This is a genomic window from Gammaproteobacteria bacterium (genome assembly GCA_030680605.1).
In the GTDB taxonomy this organism is placed as follows: Bacteria; Pseudomonadota; Gammaproteobacteria; order SURF-13; family SURF-13; genus JAQBXX01.
In genome coordinates this window covers 1-21537 of the sequence record JAUXUQ010000012.1, presented here as the reverse complement: position 1 = coordinate 21537, position 21537 = coordinate 1, and the positions used below count along the sequence as shown (strand labels likewise).

General features: G+C 60.9%; 18 protein-coding genes and 1 tRNA gene. 17 read left to right on the top strand and 2 right to left on the bottom strand.

Features of this window, described 5'->3' with window-relative positions; genetic code table 11:
• Positions 1 to 5 precede the first annotated feature (5 nt).
• The 11 genes from Q8L89_06385 (at position 6) to Q8L89_06335 (ending at position 14399) form a co-directional block, all read left to right on the top strand.
• Positions 6 to 668: a response regulator transcription factor gene (locus Q8L89_06385; GenBank protein ID MDP1708675.1), complete on the top strand. Its 663-nt coding sequence runs from the start codon at positions 6 to 8 to the stop codon at positions 666 to 668.
• Between the two features lie 107 nt (positions 669 to 775).
• Positions 776 to 4513, top strand: a complete 3738-nt coding sequence (locus tag Q8L89_06380) for a retention module-containing protein (protein MDP1708674.1) — start codon at positions 776 to 778, stop codon at positions 4511 to 4513.
• Between the two features lie 86 nt (positions 4514 to 4599).
• A complete protein-coding gene (locus Q8L89_06375) occupies positions 4600 to 4986 on the top strand; it encodes a hypothetical protein (GenBank protein ID MDP1708673.1) in 387 nt (128 codons plus the stop codon).
• Positions 4987 to 5202: 216 nt separating this feature from the next.
• Positions 5203 to 6534 carry a TolC family outer membrane protein gene (locus Q8L89_06370; protein MDP1708672.1) on the top strand — a complete coding sequence of 444 codons (1332 nt, stop codon included), beginning with the start codon at positions 5203 to 5205 and terminating at the stop codon, positions 6532 to 6534.
• A 171-nt stretch (positions 6535 to 6705) separates the two neighbouring features.
• Complete coding sequence (locus Q8L89_06365) at positions 6706 to 7392, top strand: transglutaminase-like cysteine peptidase (GenBank protein MDP1708671.1); 687 nt, start codon at positions 6706 to 6708, stop codon at positions 7390 to 7392.
• A 22-nt stretch (positions 7393 to 7414) separates the two neighbouring features.
• On the top strand, positions 7415 to 9373 hold the full coding sequence (locus tag Q8L89_06360; protein ID MDP1708670.1) for an EAL domain-containing protein: 1959 nt from the start codon (positions 7415 to 7417) through the stop codon (positions 9371 to 9373).
• Positions 9330 to 11063: a histidine kinase gene (locus Q8L89_06355; protein ID MDP1708669.1), complete on the top strand. Its 1734-nt coding sequence runs from the start codon at positions 9330 to 9332 to the stop codon at positions 11061 to 11063. Before Q8L89_06360 ends, Q8L89_06355 begins: the two co-directional genes overlap by 44 nt.
• Positions 11064 to 11075: 12 nt before the next feature.
• A complete protein-coding gene (locus Q8L89_06350; GenBank protein ID MDP1708668.1) occupies positions 11076 to 11792 on the top strand; it encodes a response regulator transcription factor in 717 nt (238 codons plus the stop codon).
• 40 nt (positions 11793 to 11832) lie between these two features.
• Positions 11833 to 12141 (top strand): PilZ domain-containing protein, encoded by a 309-nt coding sequence (locus Q8L89_06345; GenBank protein ID MDP1708667.1) that lies wholly within the window; start codon positions 11833 to 11835, stop codon positions 12139 to 12141.
• A gap of 264 nt (positions 12142 to 12405) precedes the next feature.
• On the top strand, positions 12406 to 12723 hold the full coding sequence (locus tag Q8L89_06340) for a PilZ domain-containing protein (GenBank protein MDP1708666.1): 318 nt from the start codon (positions 12406 to 12408) through the stop codon (positions 12721 to 12723).
• A 164-nt stretch (positions 12724 to 12887) separates the two neighbouring features.
• Complete coding sequence (locus tag Q8L89_06335) at positions 12888 to 14399, top strand: VCBS domain-containing protein (GenBank protein MDP1708665.1); 1512 nt, start codon at positions 12888 to 12890, stop codon at positions 14397 to 14399.
• A gap of 213 nt (positions 14400 to 14612) precedes the next feature.
• Here Q8L89_06335 and Q8L89_06330 read toward each other — a convergent pair whose 3' ends face one another.
• On the bottom strand, positions 14613 to 14939 hold the full coding sequence (locus Q8L89_06330) for a hypothetical protein (GenBank protein MDP1708664.1): 327 nt from the start codon (positions 14937 to 14939) through the stop codon (positions 14613 to 14615).
• Between the two features lie 327 nt (positions 14940 to 15266).
• On the opposite strand from Q8L89_06330, the gene Q8L89_06325 reads away from it, so the two are divergent.
• Positions 15267 to 15575: a hypothetical protein gene (locus Q8L89_06325; protein ID MDP1708663.1), complete on the top strand. Its 309-nt coding sequence runs from the start codon at positions 15267 to 15269 to the stop codon at positions 15573 to 15575.
• Between the two features lie 50 nt (positions 15576 to 15625).
• On the opposite strand, the gene Q8L89_06320 is transcribed toward Q8L89_06325, so the two are convergent.
• Positions 15626 to 15715, bottom strand: a tRNA-Ser gene (locus Q8L89_06320).
• Between the two features lie 162 nt (positions 15716 to 15877).
• On the opposite strand from Q8L89_06320, the gene Q8L89_06315 reads away from it, so the two are divergent.
• The 5 genes from Q8L89_06315 to Q8L89_06295 all read left to right on the top strand — a co-directional run.
• Positions 15878 to 16564: a Bax inhibitor-1/YccA family protein gene (locus Q8L89_06315; protein ID MDP1708662.1), complete on the top strand. Its 687-nt coding sequence runs from the start codon at positions 15878 to 15880 to the stop codon at positions 16562 to 16564.
• Between the two features lie 129 nt (positions 16565 to 16693).
• On the top strand, positions 16694 to 17413 hold the full coding sequence (locus Q8L89_06310; GenBank protein ID MDP1708661.1) for a response regulator transcription factor: 720 nt from the start codon (positions 16694 to 16696) through the stop codon (positions 17411 to 17413).
• Positions 17414 to 17415: 2 nt separating this feature from the next.
• Positions 17416 to 18900 carry an ATP-binding protein gene (locus Q8L89_06305; GenBank protein MDP1708660.1) on the top strand — a complete coding sequence of 495 codons (1485 nt, stop codon included), beginning with the start codon at positions 17416 to 17418 and terminating at the stop codon, positions 18898 to 18900.
• 180 nt (positions 18901 to 19080) lie between these two features.
• The gene (locus Q8L89_06300; GenBank protein MDP1708659.1) at positions 19081 to 20175 is read left to right on the top strand and encodes a flagellar hook-length control protein FliK; all 1095 of its coding nucleotides are present in this window, start codon (positions 19081 to 19083) and stop codon (positions 20173 to 20175) included.
• Between the two features lie 120 nt (positions 20176 to 20295).
• On the top strand, positions 20296 to 21537 hold a 1242-nt coding region (locus Q8L89_06295; GenBank protein MDP1708658.1), incomplete at its 3' end, for a methyl-accepting chemotaxis protein.

Below are 21537 nucleotides of genomic sequence, written 5' to 3'. Positions count from 1 at the left end.
TGCACATGTACCTACTGGCTAGCAACTCACCCGAAATCACCACCCGCTTTGAGGGCCCTCTCCGGAAAAAGGGGCAGACCACTGTTGTCGGATCTTTGGCCGAGCTGTGGCAAGACCTTGCCCGGCATCCCGCAAAACTGATCCTGATTGACTTCGGACTGCTGGCGTCCGGCCCGCAGGCCGAAATCGCCAAAACCAGGCAGCTCACCCCGGACGCCAAGATCCTGGTCGTGGCGGCCGGACTCTCACCGGAAGTGGAGCTATCCCTGCTCGGAATGGGTGCGGCGGCGTGTTGCGGCGCCCAGCTTGCCGAGGACACCATTACCCGCATCATCAACACCGTGCTCGACGGCGGCACCTGGATCTCCTCTGCGGCCCTGCCCCTGTTGCTGAAGGGCCTGGGCGGCCTGGCCACTACGCCTGCCGCGAGCCGGCCCGGCGCGGCCGAACGGCTGGCAAGCCTGACCCCGCGCGAAGGCCAGATCGCGGAACTGGTCGCCAGCGGCGCCAGCAACAAGCTTATTGCCCGCCAGCTGGACATCACCGACCGCACCGTCAAGGCCCACCTCAGCGCCATCTTCCAGAAACTGGGGGTGTCGGATCGCCTCCAGCTTGCCCTCTACGTGACCGGCTCGGGCCTCTCCCGCTCAGGCGCCGCCCCGCCCTGAGCAGTGCCCGGGGTCTAGTACCAAAGTCCAATAGCACCTTTTGGTGCAAGGGCTAAAATTCACCCAAGCTCATCAAAATAAACCCCTGAGGGGGTATGGAGATTCACATGGCACAGCAAACCGCTACGGCGACCACCACCATCCAGTCCGGTGCAATCGGCACCGTAAAGACCCTCATCGGCAACGCGACCGCCATCGGCCAGGACGGCGCCGCGAGGGCGCTGCAGGTCGGCGACAAGGTCTACGCCAACGACCTCATCCAGACCTCCGCCGCCGGCACCATCATCATTGAATTCGTCAACGGCACCCACATGGATCTGGGCCGGGGCGCCGAGATGGTGCTGGACAGCGAGGTGTTCAATCCCGCCCAGGCGGCCGGTGAAGAGACCGACATCGCGGCCCTCCAGGCCCTGATCGCTGCCGGCGCCGATCCGACCGCAGTGACCGAGGCCGCGGCAGCGGGACCCGGTGCAGGCGATGAAGGCGGCAGCAGCTTCGTCGTGGTAGACCCGACCCTCGACCGGGGCCTGGTGACCAGCGGTTTTGATACCACGGGCATTGCGGTTGAGTTCGATCAGCCGGCAGAAGAGCTGCCCATCACTGATCGCGATGCGCCCAACCCCCAGGACGACAACCCCGACCCGGAGGCCAATGTTAACATCGTGTCCGAGGCCGAGCCGGCAAACGGGGTGATCGATACGACCGAAGGCAACCTCTTTGATAACGACGCCTTTGGTGCTGATGGCCCCGGCAACCCGCCGCTCGTTGACGTGACCTATGATGGTGAGATCGGTCCTGCTACCAAGACCAGCGATGCCACCACTGTTACCTTCACGGCTTCCAACTGGACACTGGTATTTGACAAGCTAACCGGCGAATACACCTTCACCCTGACGGGACCTTACGATCACCTCGGGGAGCAGGACGAGTTCGCCGACGGACATTTTACCTACACGATTCAGGACGCCGATGGCGACACCGGCTCTGCAGTCCTGACCATCCGTATTCTGGACGATGCGCCGACCATCAGTGCGGGTACGGCCACGGTCGATTCACTGCAGGTCGATGAGACCACCCTGTCGACCAACGCCACCGTCAACTTTGCCGGCCTGTTTACTGCGAGCTACGGCGCTGACGGCGCGGGCACGACCACCTATGCGCTGGGCATTCTGAGCCCGGGCGTGGATTCGGGTCTGGTGGACATGGCCACCAACAACAGCGTCTTCCTGTTTCTCGAGAGCGGCGTCGTCGTCGGTCGCGAGGGGACGGATGCCACCGATGCCGCCACGGGCGACATCGTCTTCACCGTGACAGTCGCCGCCAACGGTGACGTGACCCTGGATCAGGTGCGCGCACTGAAGCACGACCCGAACACTGGCCCGGATCAGGCGACCAGCCTGAGTGCGGCCAACCTGGTGAGCCTGACCGCGACCATTACCGATGCCGACGGTGACAGCAACAGCGCCACCGTCAACCTCGGCAGCGCCCTCAGCTTCAAGGACGATGCGCCGACGGCCCCGACGGTAACTGCAGCAGTCACCGGTGTAGCACACGACGAGACACCGGGCACCGGGGCATCGGGCCCGAACGCGGCCAACGACATAGCGGGCAGCTCACTGCCGGCACCAGTGCTGGCACTGTTCAACGCGATTGGTGTTGACAGGGGCAATGACACGCACGTGGCAGTGAAGGACAACGGAGCGATTGGTTTCGCGGCCAGCGCAGGCTCGCTGGTGACCCTGTCGGGCGGCAGCTTCGGCGCCGACGGTGGCACGGCAGTGAGCTACGCGCTCAAGGTGACCAACGGCACCTTCTCCGGCGTCAGCACCACCGAAGGCACGCAGATATTCCTGTACGCGGGCAGTGGTTCCACGGCGGGCCTGATTCTGGGCCGGGTGGGCACCGAGGCCGGCGCGACCGACACGGCCAACCCGACCGGCACCGTGGCCTTTGCGCTGGCGGTGGATGCGGCAACGGGCAATGTGTACATTGCGCAGTACCTGTCATTGTTCCACCCGACCGCAGGCAGTTCAGCAGCGGCCTCTGACGAGTCCGTGTCACTGAACGCAAGCGCGCTGCAGATGGAAGTGACCTACACCGACAACGATGGCGACACGGCCTCCAACTCGGCCAACATCGGTGGCCTCATCAGCTTCCAGGACGATGGCCCGACGGGACTGAATCCGCAGACGGCCTATGTGAACAACGCGGCGCTCGCCACATTTACCGGCGCGCTTGATTTCGACTCCAGCATCAGCAACAATTTCGGCGCTGATGGCGGCGGGACTGTATTCTTCCCGGCGAGCCTCAACGGCCCGGCCGTGGGGCTGACGTCCGGGGGCCTGCCCATTACCTACACGGTCTCGGGCGGTGGCCTGGTGCTCACGGCATCGACAGTGCTGGGCACGGTGTTTACCGTGACCCTGCAGCCCGGCAGCAGCAACTACGTGGTGAACATGGTCGGCACGGTGGACGGTGGGGCGACCACCATCGATTTCAACGCCGGCGGCTACGACTTCGTGGGCGGCAACACGCATTGGTCTACCTTCAACACGGCGGTCAATGACAACAGCCAGGACATCCTGCTGACCCCCATATTAAACGGCGCTTTCGGTGGCACCACCAACACCAATGCCAATGACGGCGGTATCGGCGGCGGTGGCGGCGGTGGCAGTGTGGGCGCGGGCGAGGCGATGCGGGTCGATTTTGTGGTGGATGTGACGGGAACCCCGGGCAGCGGCGGGGCGGGCTACAGCGTGCTGGCCAACCGGAATCATCAGTTCGAGGAGCACTATAACGGCAACGGCGCGCTGGCGACCTTTACCTCCATCAGCGGCGGCTCGAATCCGACGAGCACGATACTGATCAAGACGTTTGATGATTTCGGTGACGGCTCCAATGGCAATGGAAGTTTTGTCGTTGGCGACGGCACACTGGATTCGGTGACCTCCATCGCCATCAAATTCGGCACCTCGACCCAGATCGTGTCGTTTGCGGTGATTGGTTTAATCGCCACTGCCTATGTCGTGGGCGGGAAGACCTTCACGGTGCAGTTCAAAGATGTGGACCCGGGTGCCGGCATCGTCTATGGCGTGGAGATTGCCGGCGTCGTGTCCGACACCACGATTGCGACCTATACCGCGAGTGGCTTCTCCAGCATCGAGTATCACTACGTTGGCGAGAAGGCCTTCCGCATCGGCGACTTCGGCGTGACGACCGTGAACCCGGGGGCGGGCGTGGACATCAGCCTGCCCATCAGTATTAGCGATGGCGACGGCGATACCATGGCCAGCACCCTCAACGTTTCGTTTGAGCCCCCTGCGCTGATCGGGAACCAAACCCTCAACGGTACCGCAGGCGCCGATACACTGTATGGTGGTGCCGGAGACGACACCCTGAACGGTCTGGGCGGCAACGACATCCTCTACGGTGGCAGCGGCAACGACATCCTCAATGGCGGCGACGGCAACGACATCCTGATCGGCGGCGCGGGCAAGGATACAATGACCGGCGGCAGCGGCAATGACACCTTCAAGTTCAATTCGACCTGGGACAGCAGCGCCACGCTCTCGCTGGCGGATGTCATCACCGACTTCCGCACCGGCGGCCTCAACAACAAGATCGATCTGTCGGCCATCGACGCCAATAACGGTGTGGCGGGCGACCAGGCGTTTGCCTTTGTGGCGGCGCCCACCACCAGCGCCGTTGCCAACAGCATTACCTGGCATGAGGACGGTGGTAACACCATTATCCAGATCAACAACAGCGGCGGCACCACAGTGGATATGGCCATTATTCTGAATGGTACCGGCCTCAGCCTGACGGCGTCGGATTTCATTCTCTAGGCCGCGCCGGGCAACAGCCAGGATATTGAATAGCAGTGATACGCGCCGGGGTTGACCCCGGCGCGGGCGCAGGAGGAACAGAAACCATGGGCACCGAACAGGACAAGACGGCAGCAGCCAAAGACGAGGGCGCACCCGCCGCGAGCGAGCGGGAGCAGGGTGTGCTCGCGCACGACGATCTGCTCTCGGGCGCGTCGCTGGTGCTGCCCGCCGTAGCAGCGGCCGGCGAACCGGCGCCGGAGGCGTCTGACGCCATTCCGGGGCTGAATGACGTGCTGACTGTCGGCGAGCAGGGCTTCGCCGGCGGCTTGCTCACCTTCGACAACGCGAGCAGCCCCGGCAACACGATTGTCCTCGTGACCTTCGAGGGCGACGCGGCGCAGAACGCCTACGAGGTGGCGACACTGCCGGGCGTGGTTACCGACATCAACAGCCTGCTCGGCCTGCTCGGCCACGACGCCCACCACGCGTAAAAACACGACCCGCGCCGTGCGTTCTTGCCCACCCCAGCACGTCTGGCAGGGTGTCAAACAATCCCCCTAAACCCCTGTCAGGGCGGCATATTTTATTTGCATTTGCCCCTAACAATGCTATATTCACCCCAAACATGCGCGGCGGCTGCTGGCGAGCAGAGGCGTATGATGTAAATCCTAAAAACGAACAAGAAACCTGATTTAAGGAGAGGCCGCATGACTTTCGTTCCCGCCCCGTTCAAGTTGTCACTCATTGCCGTGGCACTAGGTCTTACCTTGGGGGCGCCAGCCTACGGGCAATCCCTGCAAGAAGCGGTGGAGCAGACACTGCAAACCAACCCCGATGTCCTGATTGACGCCTCGAAGCGGCTCTCGACCGATGAGGCGGTAAAGGGCGCGCGCGGCGGCTATCTGCCGAAGGTGGATTTGCTGCTGGGCACCGGCCGGGAGCGGAGCAACAACTCCTCGACCGGCGGAACCGACCTGACGCTGACGCGGCGTGAGGCGTCGCTGACGCTGACACAGATGTTGTTTGACGGCTTCGGTGTGTCAAGCGAAGTCGATCGCAATCAGGCGCGGGTTGAGTCGGCTGCCCACAAACTGGCGGGCACCTCCGAGCAGGTCGGGTTGCAGGCGATTGAGGCCTATCTCGAGGTGTTGCGCCAGCGTGAACTGGTAGAGCTCACCCGGGCGAACCTCGGCGCCCACGACCGCACCCTTGACCAGGTCAAGATTCGCGCCGAAAGCGGTGTAGGCCGCAAGGCCGATTTTGAGCAGATTCAGGCCCGGTCAGGCTTGGCAAAGGCCAATTTCACCGCTGCAGAAACCAATCTGCGTGATGCCGAGACCAATTTTCTGCGCGTGGTCGGCGTAACCCCGGTGGATCTATCCAAGCCGAATCAGCCCGAACCCGGCGCGCTGCCGAAGTCCATGGAGGAAGCGGTGCAACTGGCGTTTGACAATAATCCGGTACTGAAATCAGCCATGGCGGATGTCGCGGCCGCCGAGGCACAGAACAGGGCCGCCAAGTCCTTCATGTACCCGCGTTTTGACCTCGAGCTGGGCGCTGCCGAAAATGAAAACCTGGACGGCGTGGTGGGTGATAACGACGAACGCTACGCCATGCTGCGCATGCGCTACAACCTGTTCAAGGGTGGTTCCGATAAGGCCCGCGTGGACGAGACGGCGCAACTGACCAACGAGGCGCGCGAGATCGCGCGCCGCACCCGCCAGCAGCTGGAGCAGAGCACGCGACTGTCGTGGAACGCCATGGTGTCGGCGGGCGAGCGTCTGCCGTCACTCAAGCAGCACGCCGATGCCAGCTTGGCGACGCGCGATGCCTATACCAAGCAATTTTCCATCGGCCAGAGAACGCTGCTCGACATGCTGGATTCCGAGAACGAACATTTCACGGCCAGCTCGAACTACGTGACCGGGCAGTATGTGGAGCTGTTTGCCCACTACCGTGTGCTGGCCGACATGGGGCAGTTGCTCGGTGTGCTCGGCGTGAGCCCGCGTGCAGAAACGATGGTTGAGGCCAGGCAGTAATCATCCGCCGTCGTAATACGGTCGGGTGAAGCACGCTGCCGGCCCGGGGTTCAACCCCTCCGGCATCGGCAGGAGCGGTGGCACGCTATTCCAGCGGTCGGATGCCATCCGGCGACGAGGGTAAACCGAAAAGGACTGGCGAACCCTAATCGAATTTCGAGACGCTTAGAAATGTCTGCCTCGAGTCTGGTTGCCCGATCGAGACTTGCCGTCCTGCTGGCCTGCTTGTTCGCCGGCATGTATACGGCGGTGTCGGACGAAGCCGGCATCGTGCTGTCGGAGCGGCTGCTCGAAGCGGCCGAACGTGAATACGGGCCGGCCGCAAAAAGCCGGTTAACGGCGTGGTCGCAACTGGTCGCGTCTGGCAGACAGGGTACGGAGCGGGAAAAGCTGGAACTCGTCAACGATTTCTTCAACCAGATACCGTTCGTGTCGGACATTGAGCACTGGGGCAGGGAGGATTACTGGGCCACGCCCAGTGAAATGCTGGCGAGCAACGGCGGCGATTGCGAAGATTTTTCCATCTCCAAATACTTCACGCTGCTGGCCCTGGGGGTGCCGATGAACCGCCTGCGTATCACCTACGTCAAGGCCAAGAACTGGAATCCGGTCAACCAGGCCCACATGGTACTTACCTATTATCCGTCGCCGAGCGCTGTTCCGCTGGTACTCGACAACCTGATCCCCGAGATTAAACCGGCAACCGAGCGCTCGGACCTGCTTCCCGTCTATAGCTTCAACGGCAGCGGCCTGTGGCTGGCCAAGGTGCGCGGCACAGGCAAGGCGGTGGCCGGCGGGTCGGGAAATATCAGCCTGTGGCGCGATCTCACCGCCCGCATGGGCAAGGAGCTCAAATGAGTCATATTGCGAGGCGGCAGCCATGACCCTGTTACGTCAGCTTACGATGGTCATCGTTATTCTGTTTGCCCTCCTGTTCGTGGGCACGACCGCCATCAGCGTGCATAACACACGCAGTTATCTTAACGTGCAACTGCACACCATCTCCCAGGACACGGCGACTTCCCTCGGCTTGTCGCTTTCGCCGCATATGGCCGAAAACGATATGGTGATCGTGGAAAGCATGGTCAACGCCGTCTTCGACAGCGGCTACTATCGCACGGTCATCATCCGCTCGATTGAGGGTGAGCCGGTTGTCGAGCGGGTGCAGCCGGTGCGCATCGAGGGCGTTCCGGGCTGGTTCGTGAATATGTTTCCCCTCGAGACCCCGCAGGGTGAAGCGCTGATTGTGGGCGGCTGGCAGCAGTTGGGTACCGTCACCGTTGCCGCCAACCCGGGCCATGCCTACGCTACCCTCTGGAGCAATAGCCTGGACGCCTTATGGTTGTTCCTGGGGGTGTCGATCCTGACGTTCGGCCTGGGCATGGCGGTGCTGCACGTTGTCCTGCGTCCGCTGCGTGCCGTGGAGGAGCAGGCGCGCGCCATCTGCGACCGGGAGTACCCGGTGCAGCACAAGCTGCCGTGGACACTCGAGCTGCGCAGCGTGGTGCTCGCCATGAACCGGATGACCGGCAAGGTCAAGGAAATGTTCGGCGAACAGGCGACAGCGATGGAGCGCCTGCGCGCCGAGAGCTACAGGGATACGCTCACCGGTCTCGCCAATCGCCGTTACTTCGACATGTATCTGCGCCAGCGTATCGAGTCAGCCGATGAGTTTGATGGCGGGGCGCTGCTGTTTCTGGAGTTGAAGGATTTCAAGGCATTTAACGAGAAGCGCGGCTATCCGGCCGGCGATGAACTGCTGCGCGCAACAGCGACGATTATCGAAGATGCGTGCCGCAACGAAAAGACGCAGGAGTGTTTTTCCGCCCATTTCAGCGGCGCCAACTTTGCCGTTGTGCTGTCCAATGTGACCGGGCAGGGGGCGCTCGATGCCGGCGAAGCCATCATGCGGACGCTGCCGAGACTGCGGGAGCTGGGGCTGATCGACACACTGGAGGTCGGCCACGCCGGGCTTGCCATCTATCGTGGTCAGAGTGTCAGCGAGTTGCTGGCGGAGGCCGATATGGCCCTGCGCGCGGCGCAGACGATGGGTGCGAACGCGGTGCACATGCACGCAGCAAGGGCCATCGAGGAGACGGTCGCTTACTCGGCCACCCGCTGGACGGAATTTTTGCGCAAGGTCATCGATACCCGGAATATCATCCTGCATGTGCAGCCGGTTCGCCACTGCGGCGACAGGAAGCGGGTCATGCATTTTGAGGCCTTGCTGCGCGTGCCAAACGAGGACGGTAAGCTCATTCCCGCCGGGATATTTCTGCCGATGGCAAAACGCCCGGGCCTGCTGCAGGACTTCGACAAACTGGTGGTGAGCGAGGTGCTGTCCCGTATCGGCACCGGCAGCTACGGGGAGACCCCGGTCGCGGTTAATCTGTTTCCCTCCTCGATTCACGATACCGGTTTCGTTGACTGGCTTTGTGCAACCCTGCGTGCCAGTCCCGAAGCGAACGGACGGATTGCCTTCGAGGTGACCGAATACGGCGTGCTGGAAAACCTCGATGCGCTGCGACTGTTCATTCGGCGGATCGGAGAGTTCGGTGCGAAGGTCGGACTGGATCATTTTGGCCGGGGCTTCTCCTCATTCGATTATCTGTCGACGGTGAAGATTGATTACCTGAAGATCGACGGCAGCTATATCCGGGGCATTCCGCAAAACAGGGACAACCAGCTTTTCGTGGACTCCGTCATCAAGATTGCGCACGGCCTGGACTTCGAGGTGATCGCCGAGTCGGTTGAAACCGAAGAGGAGTGGCTTACGCTGAGCGCGCTGCGCCTGGATGGCGTACAGGGTTACGGGGTGGCCAAGCCTGAACAATGCTGATGCGGTAACGCCTTGCCGGACACGCACCGGCGCTGACCGTGCCGTGCCGGTCGATGCCCGGATGCTCGCATGGATGCGCTGCGTCCTCGCGTTTTCGGCACTGCTTATTATCTGGATCGCCCCCTCCGAACCGCAGCGCCTGGTCGCCCTGACCTATGCCTCGCTGGTGTTTTATTGTATTTACAGCATGGCGCTCGTATTCGTGGCAGGCAGGCGCGAGTGGCCGGTGCCGCAGCGGGCCGTGTGGTGGGCGGATGTCTTTTTCTACTCCTGGCTCGTTGCGCTGACGGAGGGCACCAGCAGCATCTTCGTGTTCTTCTATTTCTTCCCGATGCTGACGGCGTCCTTTTCCATGGGTTTCCGCGAGGGCTTGTCGGTCACGCTGGTATCGGTGGCATTGTTTGTAACCGTCGGGCTCATCTTTGCACTCTCAGGCGCCGAGTTCGAGCTCGATCGCACGCTGATCCGCCCGGTCTATCTGCTGGTTTTCGGCTACATGATTGCCCGCTGGGGCGGCCACGAGCTGTTGCTGAGGCGCAGGCTGCGGCTGCTACAGGAAATAAACAGTCAATGGAATCCGCGGCTGGGTGTTGCTCACGTGATCGGCGAAAACCTGAACCGTTTACGCGCTTTCTTCGAGGGAAACGCATGCATGCTTGTGCTCAGCAGGCCTGCTTCCCCGCAAAACCATCTCATGTATAGCGTCGCACAACAAACACCCGGACAGTCGATGGAGCCGAGGGAGATCAGCGAACACGCTGCCCGGGAACTGAGCCTGCCGGAGGCGGTGGGGGCCGCCTGCAATGGGCGTACCCATCCATTTTACGGGGCACGGAACGAATGTATTGGGCATGATTTTCACACCCAGTTGGCCCTGCGGCCGGAACCGGAAAGATGCGCGGCTGTGGCCAGCCTGCTCGACACGCCGTCATTCATGACCGTGCCGTTTATGCAGCGCGACGGCGTGTCGGGCAGAATCTATGTGACCTCCGACAGTGGCCGCTACAGTCATTCGGATATCCTGTTCCTGGCCCAGGCAGCGGAAGCCATGGCCACGGTGGTCGAAAACATGACCTTGATTGAGCGGCTGATAGCCGATGCGGCAGAGCTTGAGCGCCTGCATATATCAAGGGATATCCATGACACGACGATCCAGCCTTATATAGGGCTAAAGTTGGCGCTGGACGCCCTGTACCGCGAAGCCGGTGACAACCCGCTCAACCGGCGCATTGGCGAGCTGATTGAGATGACGGCGTCTACCATCTCCGGGCTGCGCGACTATACCCGGCAGCTCAAGGAGAAATCCCCCAGGCCGGGGGAGTTCCTGGCTGTGGCCCTGCGGAAACAGATCGAGCAACTGCGGCGGTACTACGGTATCGAAGTGGATTTTGTGAATGATATTCCCCCGCATCTGAGCGGGCGGGTGGCTGCGGAGGTATTCCAGATGATCGTCGAGGGCATCAGCAATATCCTGCGACATACCTCGGCCAAGCGCGCGTTCGTGTCCGTTATTCATGAAAACTCCACGCTTTTGCTGGAAATTGGCAACGAAGTACCGCAAAATTCCGACTACCGTCCCGAATTTATGCCGCGCTCGATTCATGACCGGGCGGTCTCGCTCGGCGGCAGCAGTCTCGCCGTACGCAGGGCCGATGGCTATACTGTAGTTCGGGTAACAATCCCAGTCTAGATGGCGCGCGTGATGAATGCCTCACACAATCCACCCATCCGCATCCTGCTGGTTGATGACCACCGCAGCATCCTCTGGGGGCTCGAGAAACTGATTGAGAGCGCAAGGCCCAGGATGGACGTTGTCGGTACGGCCACCAGCACTGCCGAGGCCATTGGCCTGACGCGCAAGCATTCCCCGGACGTGATACTGCTCGACATGGATCTTGCCGGGGAAAGCAGCGTGGATGCGATACCTGAACTCATTGCAGCCGCCAGGGCGCGAGTGCTGGTTCTCACCGGGGTGAGGGATACGGCTGCACACGACCGGGCCGTGCTGGCCGGGGCCAGGGGGGTGGTAGGCAAGGGCGAGCCGGCTGAGGCTATCCTGAGCACCATTGAGAAGATCCATGACGGCCAGTTGTGGCTGAATCGCGCAGCCACCAGCCGCATTTTCATGGAGTTTTCGCGCAGAAGCAGCAACCAGCCGATGAATCCAGAGGAACGGCGCATCGCAACACTCACCGACAGGGAAAGAGACATTGTCTGCGTGATGTCGGCCCACGCCAGTACCCCGGCCAAGGACGTCGCGGGCCTGCTGCGGATCAGCGAGCATACCCTGCGCAATCATTTGACCTCCATCTACGGCAAGCTCGGTGTTGCCAGTCGGCTGGAGTTGTTCGACTACGCGCACAAGCGTGGTCTGGACAAGGCCGCCCCCGGCACGCTGATGGCTGAAACGGACGGCTGATTTTTCGGATAGCTTATACCAGGAAGCGGATGCCTACCCCATGACCGAGACGCCAAAGACACTGCGACGAAACCACGAACGCCTCAACGTAGGCCTGCCCGTGAAGCTGGAGTCAGGCAGTGGGCAGACATGGAATGTCAGTGCCTCGGGCATTTATTTCGAAACCAATATCGAACTGGCCCAGGGCAGTCCGATCAACCTCGAGATAGAGTTGCACAGCCCGGACGGCAAGCTGGCGTTGAAGGTGCAGGGCAGCGTGGTGCGCATCGAGCAGTTGGGCGGCAAGATCGGCGTGGCCATCAGTATTGCCGAATCGGTGCTGGAGACGGTTCCAGAGCATGCCCCCTGAGCCGCTGCCAATCCACGCCGACCGGTCGCGTACTGACCGGGAGCTACAGATCTCCAGCGGTCGATCCCGTCCACTCCCCTGCATCGCCAAGGCCGGAAATCAGTACCAGCCCCTCCTATGCCCCATAGGAGAATCCTCCTAGAGTAGCGACTGTTTTTCTGGCCTGACCCTCCCACTAAAGAAGGTTGCCGCTGCCCATGTGCCGGTCGCGGTGATGGAGAATAATCCCCTTCCATAACCTTTAGGCAGCGGATACTTGCAGCCATGATCGAGACCCCTACCAAGGCAGCACATAATAGAAGCCAGGAGCGCGTCAGTGTGGCTCTGCCGGTGCATCTGGAGACGGGGGGGGGCGGGCGTACCTGGAATATCAGCGCCTCGGGTGTTTACTTTGAAACTGATGCCGAGCTGGTCCAGGGCAGTCCGATAAATCTCGAAGTAGAGCTCAACAGCCCGGGCGGCAAGCTGGCGTTGAAGGTGCAGGGCAGCGTGGTGCGCATCGAGCAATTGGACGGCAAGATTGGGGTGGCGGTCAGCATTGCCGAATCGGTGCTGGAACCGGTTCCGGAAAACGCCCCCTGATAGGGAGTTGAGCGCGTAAACATGGCTGACATTGCAGGCACTGGCAAGAACAACATTATTGAGGCAGGAAAGGCGATGCGTCTTCCCGTCGGATTCGAGACACATAGCATCAGTGCAGTTGAATTTTTAATGGCCAAACACAACCAAGGGTCAAGGAGATAGTCATGTCTGATACCACCATAACAAACACCGGAATTATTACTTCATTCGCGAAAACGCCGCAGGCCGGGGACGACCTGTTTGCGTTTAGCTCCCTCACCGAAGATTCGGCTGTGGGCAGCACTTTTACTCTGGACGTGATGGCCAACGACGGCGGCGGCAAAGCCAAAACGCTCTGGTCGCTCGACGATGGCTATGTTGGTGATTTTAATGACAGTGATAGCACCCCAGACATTGCGGGCACCAGTGATCTCTTGACTAAATACAATTCGAGCACAACATATTACAGCAAATTCGGTGCCGAGATCAGCATTGTGAACGGGAAGATCGCGTACACCGTGACTGCTGAGAGCCAGGCCCACTTCCAGTCGCTCAAGGAGGGCGAGATCGGGACGGACACCTTCACCTACGCCATCCGTCTCGGCAATGGCACGCTGAGCTGGGCTACGGCGACTGTGGAAATTATGGGCAAGAATGATGCGCCGACGCTGGCGGCGGTGACGGAGGGAGTGGTGACCGACACATCGGCTGACGACATCTACCCCGACGTGACAGGCACGCTGGTTGGATCTGACGTGGACGGTGACACGCTGACCTATGGTATTGACGGCGGTAGCGCCAGTAGCGAGAGCGGCTTCGATATCGAGAAAACCGGCGCCTACGGCACGCTGTATGTCAACAGCGTGACCGGCGACTACAAGTACGTCGCCGATGACGCAGCGGTGGAGAGCCTGAACACCGGCCAAAACCCGACGGATGACTTCATTGTTACTGTCTCCGACGGCAGCGCCAGCGCCAGCCAGCCGTTGGTTATCAATCTCATTGGCGCGGACGAGGCGAGCATAGCATCGCCGCCGACTGTGGTCGCAGCGTACACTGGAACCGGTGATCCGAATGACAATGATTTTGATACGCTAACAGCAACGGCTACGACGACGAACTGGAGCGCCTCAACGGGTGGGGACGACATTAAGGTTGGAGGTGCTGGCAATGACACAATAAATGGGGGTAATGGTAACGATGCCCTTTACGGTGCTGGCGGGAATGACACGCTAAATGGCAATAACGATCATGACACACTGTATGGCCAGGCTGGCGACGACGTAATCAGCGGAGGGGGTGGCAACGACACGATCTACGGCGGCTCCGGCAATGACATCATCAACGGCGGCGATGGTAACGACATCATCTACGGCGGCTACGGCGCGGACACCCTGACTGGAGGTGCCGGCGACGATACGTTCGTGTTCCTGAGCGCACTCGACACCGGGGATGTCATTACCGACTTCAACCTATCTGGTAATGACACGCTGGATTTCTCGGCCATCGCTGGCATCACCGGCAGTAGTGCGACTCTGAGCACGACGGTTACCGCCAACAGCGTCAACTACTTCCAGGATGGGGCTGACACGATTGTCTGGGCCGATACCGACGGCGACACGTCAACAGTCGAATTGCAGGTGACGCTCACCGGCGTCACGGCGACGGCGTTGGCGAGCAGTGATTTTATCCTCTGATGATTGACCGGGCGCGAGGCGGGTTGCGATTATGCGTCCTGTCTCGCCGCGCCCGCTGCGTTTGAGGTAATCACATACCCGGGGGCCGGAAGGCTGCCCCGGGGCTTTTTAAACAACGTTGGCTGGGCTGGGGCAAACCACCCGCTGCCCAACCTCCCACAGGACGTCTCTGGCCCACGGACTTCAGAAGGTCAAGCCTCCCGAATATCGTCTCTAACCCGTAACATCGAGAGAGGTCTCAGTATCTGCTGTTATTGAGTGGGAGGGCTGGTTTTCGAGGTAGCGGGCAATGTTGTGGTTGATTCTTTCCAGCGCGCTGGTCTGGCCGGCGTTGCGTCCGGCTTCGGGGATGGCTTGCAGTCTTGTCTGAACCGCCGTCAGTCCCGGCGGCGTTGCTTTCTGGCCCTGCTGCCCGGCAGCTGTTGCCGGCAGGGCGTTGTGGTCTGATGCCTGCGGGCTCGGGCCGGTTGTGGCGGCATTTGCGGGCGGTCTGGCGTGTTCGCGCGCAGGGGAGGGGGGCAGTGCGGCGGTAATTTTCATGGCAAATTCCTCATTCAGGGGTGTGCGCCTGAATATAGGCAAATTCCATGCCGAGGTTCGGAGGGCGTCCGGCCGGGAATGACCGCACGGGGCAAGCAGGCCCGGCTTTTTGCCGACAATTGCCGGAATCAGCAAGTTCGTTCCTCCGGTCATTGAGACACTCGTTGCAGCACGATTTCAACCTTCTGCCCGGTTCCGCCGCAGGGTGAAAGTCAGGTTGCGTTTCACCCGGATTACCTTATTATTGTCCTGCCGGTTTGTTCGAAAAACCCTCATCGACAAGGGCTACACATGCCATATGTTCAGCGTGATTCGTCCGGAAAAGTGGTGGCGCTCTTTAATGAGCGCCCTGCCGGGGATGCGGAGTTTCTGTTGCCCACGCATCCCGATATGTTGCTTTTTCTGAATTCCGGGGCAGAAGGCCCGGCAGACGAAGCTCAATTGCTGCTGGCTCATCTTGACGCCAAGATGATCCGGGTGCTGGATGATCTTGTCGATCTCCTCATAGAGAAACAGGTGATCCTGTTTACCGATTTGCCGGTCGAGGCCCGCCAGAAAATTCTTGCGAGGAAGAAGACGCGCGGACGCCTGCAGAATTTATCCATCCTGGTCGGAGAAGCGGACGACACCCTGTGACGGGTGTTGGCCTGCCCTGACGGTGCGATGACAGCCCGGGCCAGGTGAATTGGCGGAGGCGGTGAGATTCGAACTCACGAAGGACTTGCGCCCTTGGCAGTTTTCAAGACTGCTGCCTTCAACCACTCGGCCACGCCTCCAGTGCGGGAGCATACCCGAAATCCGCGGGCCGGGGCCAGCCTTACCGGGCCTGATCAGGGTCTTGACCTGCGGCCGGACTCCAGTATGCTATGAACTCATGACGATGGTTGTGGTCTCATTTCAGAGTCAAAGAACCTATTTGCAATCAGGAGCCTGGATCTATGAGTAATTACCCCTATCAGTCCCAGTCTGTCGCTTCAGCGCCGTCTGCAGGGGCGGTATTGGCCAGCAATAGACTGATTCGAAACACCTATATGCTGCTGGCGATGACGCTGCTGTTCAGCGCCGCGACCGCCGGCACCGCCATGGCGCTGAATCTGCCGCACCCCGGTATCCTGATCACGTTGCTGGGATACTTCGGACTGCTGTTCCTGACCTACAAGTTGCAGAACAGCGCCTGGGGCCTGGCAGCCGTGTTTGCCCTGACCGGCTTTATGGGACTGACCATGGGGCCGATTCTGAACGCCTACCTTAACCTGCCCAATGGTCACCAGACCGTGATGATGGCACTGGGTGGCACCGGTGCGATCTTTCTCGGCTTGTCGGCCTACGCGCTCACCGCGCGCAAGGACTTCAGCTACATGGGCGGCTTTCTGTTCGCGGGCATCCTGGTCGCTTTTCTGGCCGGCCTCGGTGCGATATTTTTCAGCATGCCGGGTCTGGCGCTGGCGGTGTCGGCCATGTTTGTGCTGCTGATGTGCGGTTTGATCCTGTATCAAACCAGTCAGCTGGTGAACGATGGCGAAACCAATTATATATTGGCCACAGTGACGCTCTATGTGAGCATTTACAACCTCTTCACCAGCCTGCTGCATTTGCTCGGCGCCTTCTTCGGCAGAGACGACTGACATCGGTTGCTCCCGTGTCTCCAGCCCCGCCCGGCGAGCAGCCTGGCGGGGTTTTGTTTTTTTCATGTGATGCTTTTGTGAAACTCCTGCCGTATCCTGAGCAATCGAGAAATATCCGGCGAGGCCTGCATGGCGCGCAAAATACTGGTGGTGGAAGACGAAAAAGACATCGCGCATCTGGTGGAATTGCACCTGCGCGATCTCGGCTGCGAGGTGACGCTGGCGCATGACGGGCGTGCCGGGCTTGATCTCGCACTCGCGCAGCAGTTTGATCTCATCGTGCTTGATCTCATGATTCCGGGGCTGGACGGACTGGAGGTGTGTCGCAGCCTGCGTGCGCGCCCCGCCTATATCCCGATTCTCATGCTGACGGCAAAGTCTACGGAACTTGACCGGGTGCTGGGGCTGGAGGTGGGCGCGGATGATTATCTCACCAAGCCCTTCAGCATCCGCGAGCTTATCGCGCGGGTAAAGGCGCTGTTTCGTCGTGTGGATGCGCTGGCAGCCCAAAATGCCGGTGACGAGCAACAGGTGCTGCACGTGGGTGATCTCGTCATTGATGTAGACCGGCGCAAGGTCACGCTGCGCGGGAAACCAGTGGAGCTGACAGCGAAGGAGTTCGCCCTGCTGCTGCAATTTGCCCGGCACCCGGGCAAGGTGTACACGCGCTCGCAGTTGCTCGATCAGGTATGGAACTACAGCCACGACGGTTACGAACATACGGTGAATTCGCATATCAACCGATTGCGCGCAAAAATCGAACACGATCCCACGCACCCGGATTACATTCTTACCGTGTGGGGCGTCGGCTATAAATTTTCCGAGCCGGGCGACGTGCGCGGGTACTGATCATGTTCAAGACCCTGTCGGCGAAACTGGCGGCCGTGTTGCTGGGGTTGCTGTGTCTCATCGGCGCGCTCTATATCGCGCTCACCCTGTTCAGCACCCAGATGTATCAGCAGGAGGCCACCCAGAAACTGAACTGGACGCTGGCCGAGCATCTGGTGGCGGAAAAGACCTTGATGCTGGAAGACAGGGTGAACGAGGGGGCGCTCAACGAATTATTCAAGATGCTGATGGTGATCAACCCCAATATCGAGATTTACCTGCTCGACAGGAGCGGCACAATACTCGCCTGCTCGGTGCCGACGGAGCAGTTGCAGCGCAAGCGGGTAGGGCTGGAGCCATTGCAGCGTTTCATGCGGGGGGTGGAGGCTGCGCCACTGCTGGGTGACGATCCGCGTGCCGTGCAGGGCGGCAAGATATTTTCTGTGGCGCCAGTCTCTGTGGGGGGCGCGACCCAGGGCTATCTGTATGTAGTGCTGGAGGGGCAGGCCTATGACTCTATCGCCCAGATGCGCCAGGGCAGCTACATCCTGCATCTCAGTATGTGGGCGATCGGCGCGAGCCTGTTGCTGACGCTGATGGCCGGCCTGCTGCTGTTTCGTTACCTGACGCGCCGCCTTGCCCGGCTGGCCGACGCCATGGACAACTTCCAGCATGCGGAATTTTTTGATACTCAGGCCACGAAGATAGCAGTCAAGACCAGTCAACTGGCACAGGGCGATGAGATTGACCGCCTCGGGGCCAGTTTCAACCAGATGGCACACCGCATTACCGAGCAGGTGACCCATCTCAGGCAGACGGACAGTCTGCGACGGGAGTTGGTGGCCAATGTGTCGCACGACCTGCGTACACCGCTGGCGGCGCTGCAGGGCTATCTCGAAACCCTGTTGCTCAAGGAGGGGGAGCTTACACCCGGGGAGCAGCGACACTATATTGAAATTGCCTGCCGCCACAGTGAGCGGCTGGGCCGGCTGGTGGCTGAACTGTTCGATCTGGCCAAGCTCGACTCAGGTGTGACGCTGCTGCAGGCCGAGTCATTTGCGCTGGGGGAGCTGGTGCAGGATGTGGCGCAGAAATATCAGCTGGCAGCGGAAAACAAACAGATACAGATCGAGGTGCGGTGCGATGCTGATCTGCCATTTGTGCATGCCGACATCGGCCTGATTGAGCGGGTGCTGGCGAATCTGATTGAAAATGCGCTGCGCTATACGCCGCAAAACGGCACGGTAACGGTACACGTGATCCGTAGAGAGGGGGTGGTCAGGGTGCAGGTGGGTGATACCGGTTGCGGCATAGCGGCAGAGGACATTCCATATATCTTCGACCGCTTTTACCGGGTGGAAAAAACCCGCCAGGCGCACGCCGGTGGGACAGGTCTGGGACTGGCCATCGCCAAGCGCATACTTGATTTGCATGGCAGCCTGATCGAGGTGCAGAGCGAGCCGGGGAAGGGTGCCCGCTTCAGCTTTGATCTGGAGTGTGCGGCCTGAGGCGTATCCCTGTATGCGGCTGTACCCGCCAGCGACGACGGCTCCTCTGCACGCTCCCGCTGCAGGTACGGTATCGGGCTGGCAGGGCGAGATGACAAACTCCCCAACATCGTAGCGCTGGCATGCAACTTGCCTTGACTCATGGCACAACCGGTCAGGTGAGTACGCAAGGACAACGTCATGCCAGGGGCTACCCCACTTTTATTGCCGACGCAGGCTGCTGCAAAGCAGGTGTCGAAGACTGCCAAACCGCAGCAGGCAGGCGTCGGCGAGCAAGGCAGCCAGCCGTTTTCGCAGGCCTTGGCGACACAGCTGGCAGCCACCCCGCAGAATAATACGGCGGGCCAGAACAAGGGCCAGGGCGGTTCCCTGCCGGAGGTTGGGGCATTGTTGCCGCTTGACGGTGAGGTGCTGCCGCCCCCTTTGTCGCCAAACACGACCGACGGTGCCCTGGCACTGGAACGCCTTACCGCTGCAGGCCCTGAGGCGGGCACAGCAGAGGGTCTGGTACCCGCCGTCCCGCTATCCCCCGCCACGGGTGACGTGTCTGTAGCGTTGCCTTCTACGGCTGCAAGCCTACCCCGCCCCGAGACAGCGGCTGTCGTCAATGCGGCAGCGGATGCTGCATCGGCCACTGCTCAGGATGAGGCCGGTGCCCTGCCGCTGGTTCCGCCAGCGGCAGATGCCGTGCTGGTGCAGGGTGGCCGGGGGGCGCAACAGTCTGTGCGACAAGAGGGGAGGCTGGCAGGTACGGCTGATGCCATTGCCCAGTCGTCGACAGCCACCTCTGCTGCCGTGACCCACGATCCGCGCCCGCAACGCGCGGAGGCTCCAATACTCATGCAGTTGTCCGTGCCGTTGCAGGATCCGGGCTGGGATCAGGCGGTGGCCCAGCGCGTGCTGTGGATGGTCAAGCAGGGGGCGCAAGGCGCGGAACTGCGGATCAATCCGCCGGGACTGGGCACTGTGGAGGTGCGGGTGATGCTGGGTAGCAACGACCAGGCCAGGGTGAGCTTCACCTCGGCCCATGCCGAGGTGCGCGAAGCGCTGGAGGCGGCATTGCCGCGACTGCGGGAGATGCTGCATGCCAACGGCCTGTCACTGGCGGGTACGGATGTATCGGCACACAGCTTTGCCGAACAGCGCCAGGCCGCGCAGTATCAGGGCAGGGCTCATCCCGGTGCGGCGGCGGGGGATCCTGATCAGCCCGGTGCCGATACAGATACGGAGGCCGTCGTAAAGCTGCCCGTCGGACTGCTGGACTTGTACGCCTGAGTGGTTACAGGGGCTCAAGTTTGGCGCAGGGCGGACGCTACCCTAGCCAGGCAGGTCCCCATATTTTAGAGATTGTTTCAACCCCTAATAACACATAACAGCAAGTAGAGGAGTGCGATTATGTTTTCCCTAATCAGTCGCGTATTTGGCATGAAGCGTATGTCGGTGCGGTTCAAAATCAACCTGGTCGTCGGCCTGATCTTTGTCGGCGTCGCGGTGGCTACCACGGTGTTTTCCTACCAGAGTGAGCGCCAGCATACACTGGAGAAGACGATAGCCGATGTGAAGGACATGACCACCTTCTATTTCGACAGTCTCAACACCCTGATGCTGGTGGGTGCAATGGATCAGCGCACCATCCTCAAGGACAAGATGAATGCCCGGCCGGGGGTGCTGGAGGCGCGGGTCAATCGCGGCCAGCCGGTAACCGGTCAGTTTGGCCCGGGGTTGGCCGGGGAATCGGCAGCGGATCAGTTTGATGAGCAGGGCTTGCAGGGCAACGAAGTGGTGCACGTGGGAGAAAAGGAGGGTGTACGCACCGTGACGGTGGTGACGCCCTTCCGCGCCACGGAGAATACCCGCGGTGTGAACTGCCTGCAGTGTCATACGGTGCCGTCAGGCAGCGTCAACGGTGCGATCCGCGTTACATATTCAATGGAAGCCATCGATGCGGTTACCCAGCGTAATCTGTGGAACGATACAGCCGTGAAGCTGGTGTTATTCGTCCTGGGCCTGATTATAGTGAGTTGGATATTGAGCAAGGTCATCGTGCGGCCGTTGCAGGAGATGAAAGCCCGCCTGAAGGATATTGCCGAGGGTGAGGGTGATCTCACCAAGCAGATGGACGAATCTGCCACGGATGACATGGGCGAGGTCGCGCACTGGTTTAACACCTTTGCCGGCAAGCTGCGCGGGATGATGGTGGATATCACCGCCTTTACCGATGAGTTGACCGCAGGTGCCGCAGAGATGAGCGCCGTGACGGAGCAGACCAGTCAGGGCGTGCGCAAGCAGCAGGCCGAGACCGATCAGGTGGCTACCGCCATGAATGAAATGTCGGCGACGGTGCAGGAGGTGGCACGCAATGCCTCCTCGGCCTCGGAGGCTGCGCAGCAGGCGGACCGCGAAGCCAACATCGGCAAGAAGGTGGTGGCGCAGACCATGGAGGCGATCGACGGTCTGGCGGCAGAGGTGGAGAAGGCCGGCCAGGTGATTCAGAAACTGGAGCAGGACAGCACCAGCATCGGTGTGGTGCTGGACGTGATCAAGGGTATCGCCGAGCAGACCAACCTGCTGGCGCTGAACGCGGCGATTGAAGCGGCGCGTGCCGGCGAGCAGGGCAGGGGCTTTGCGGTGGTGGCG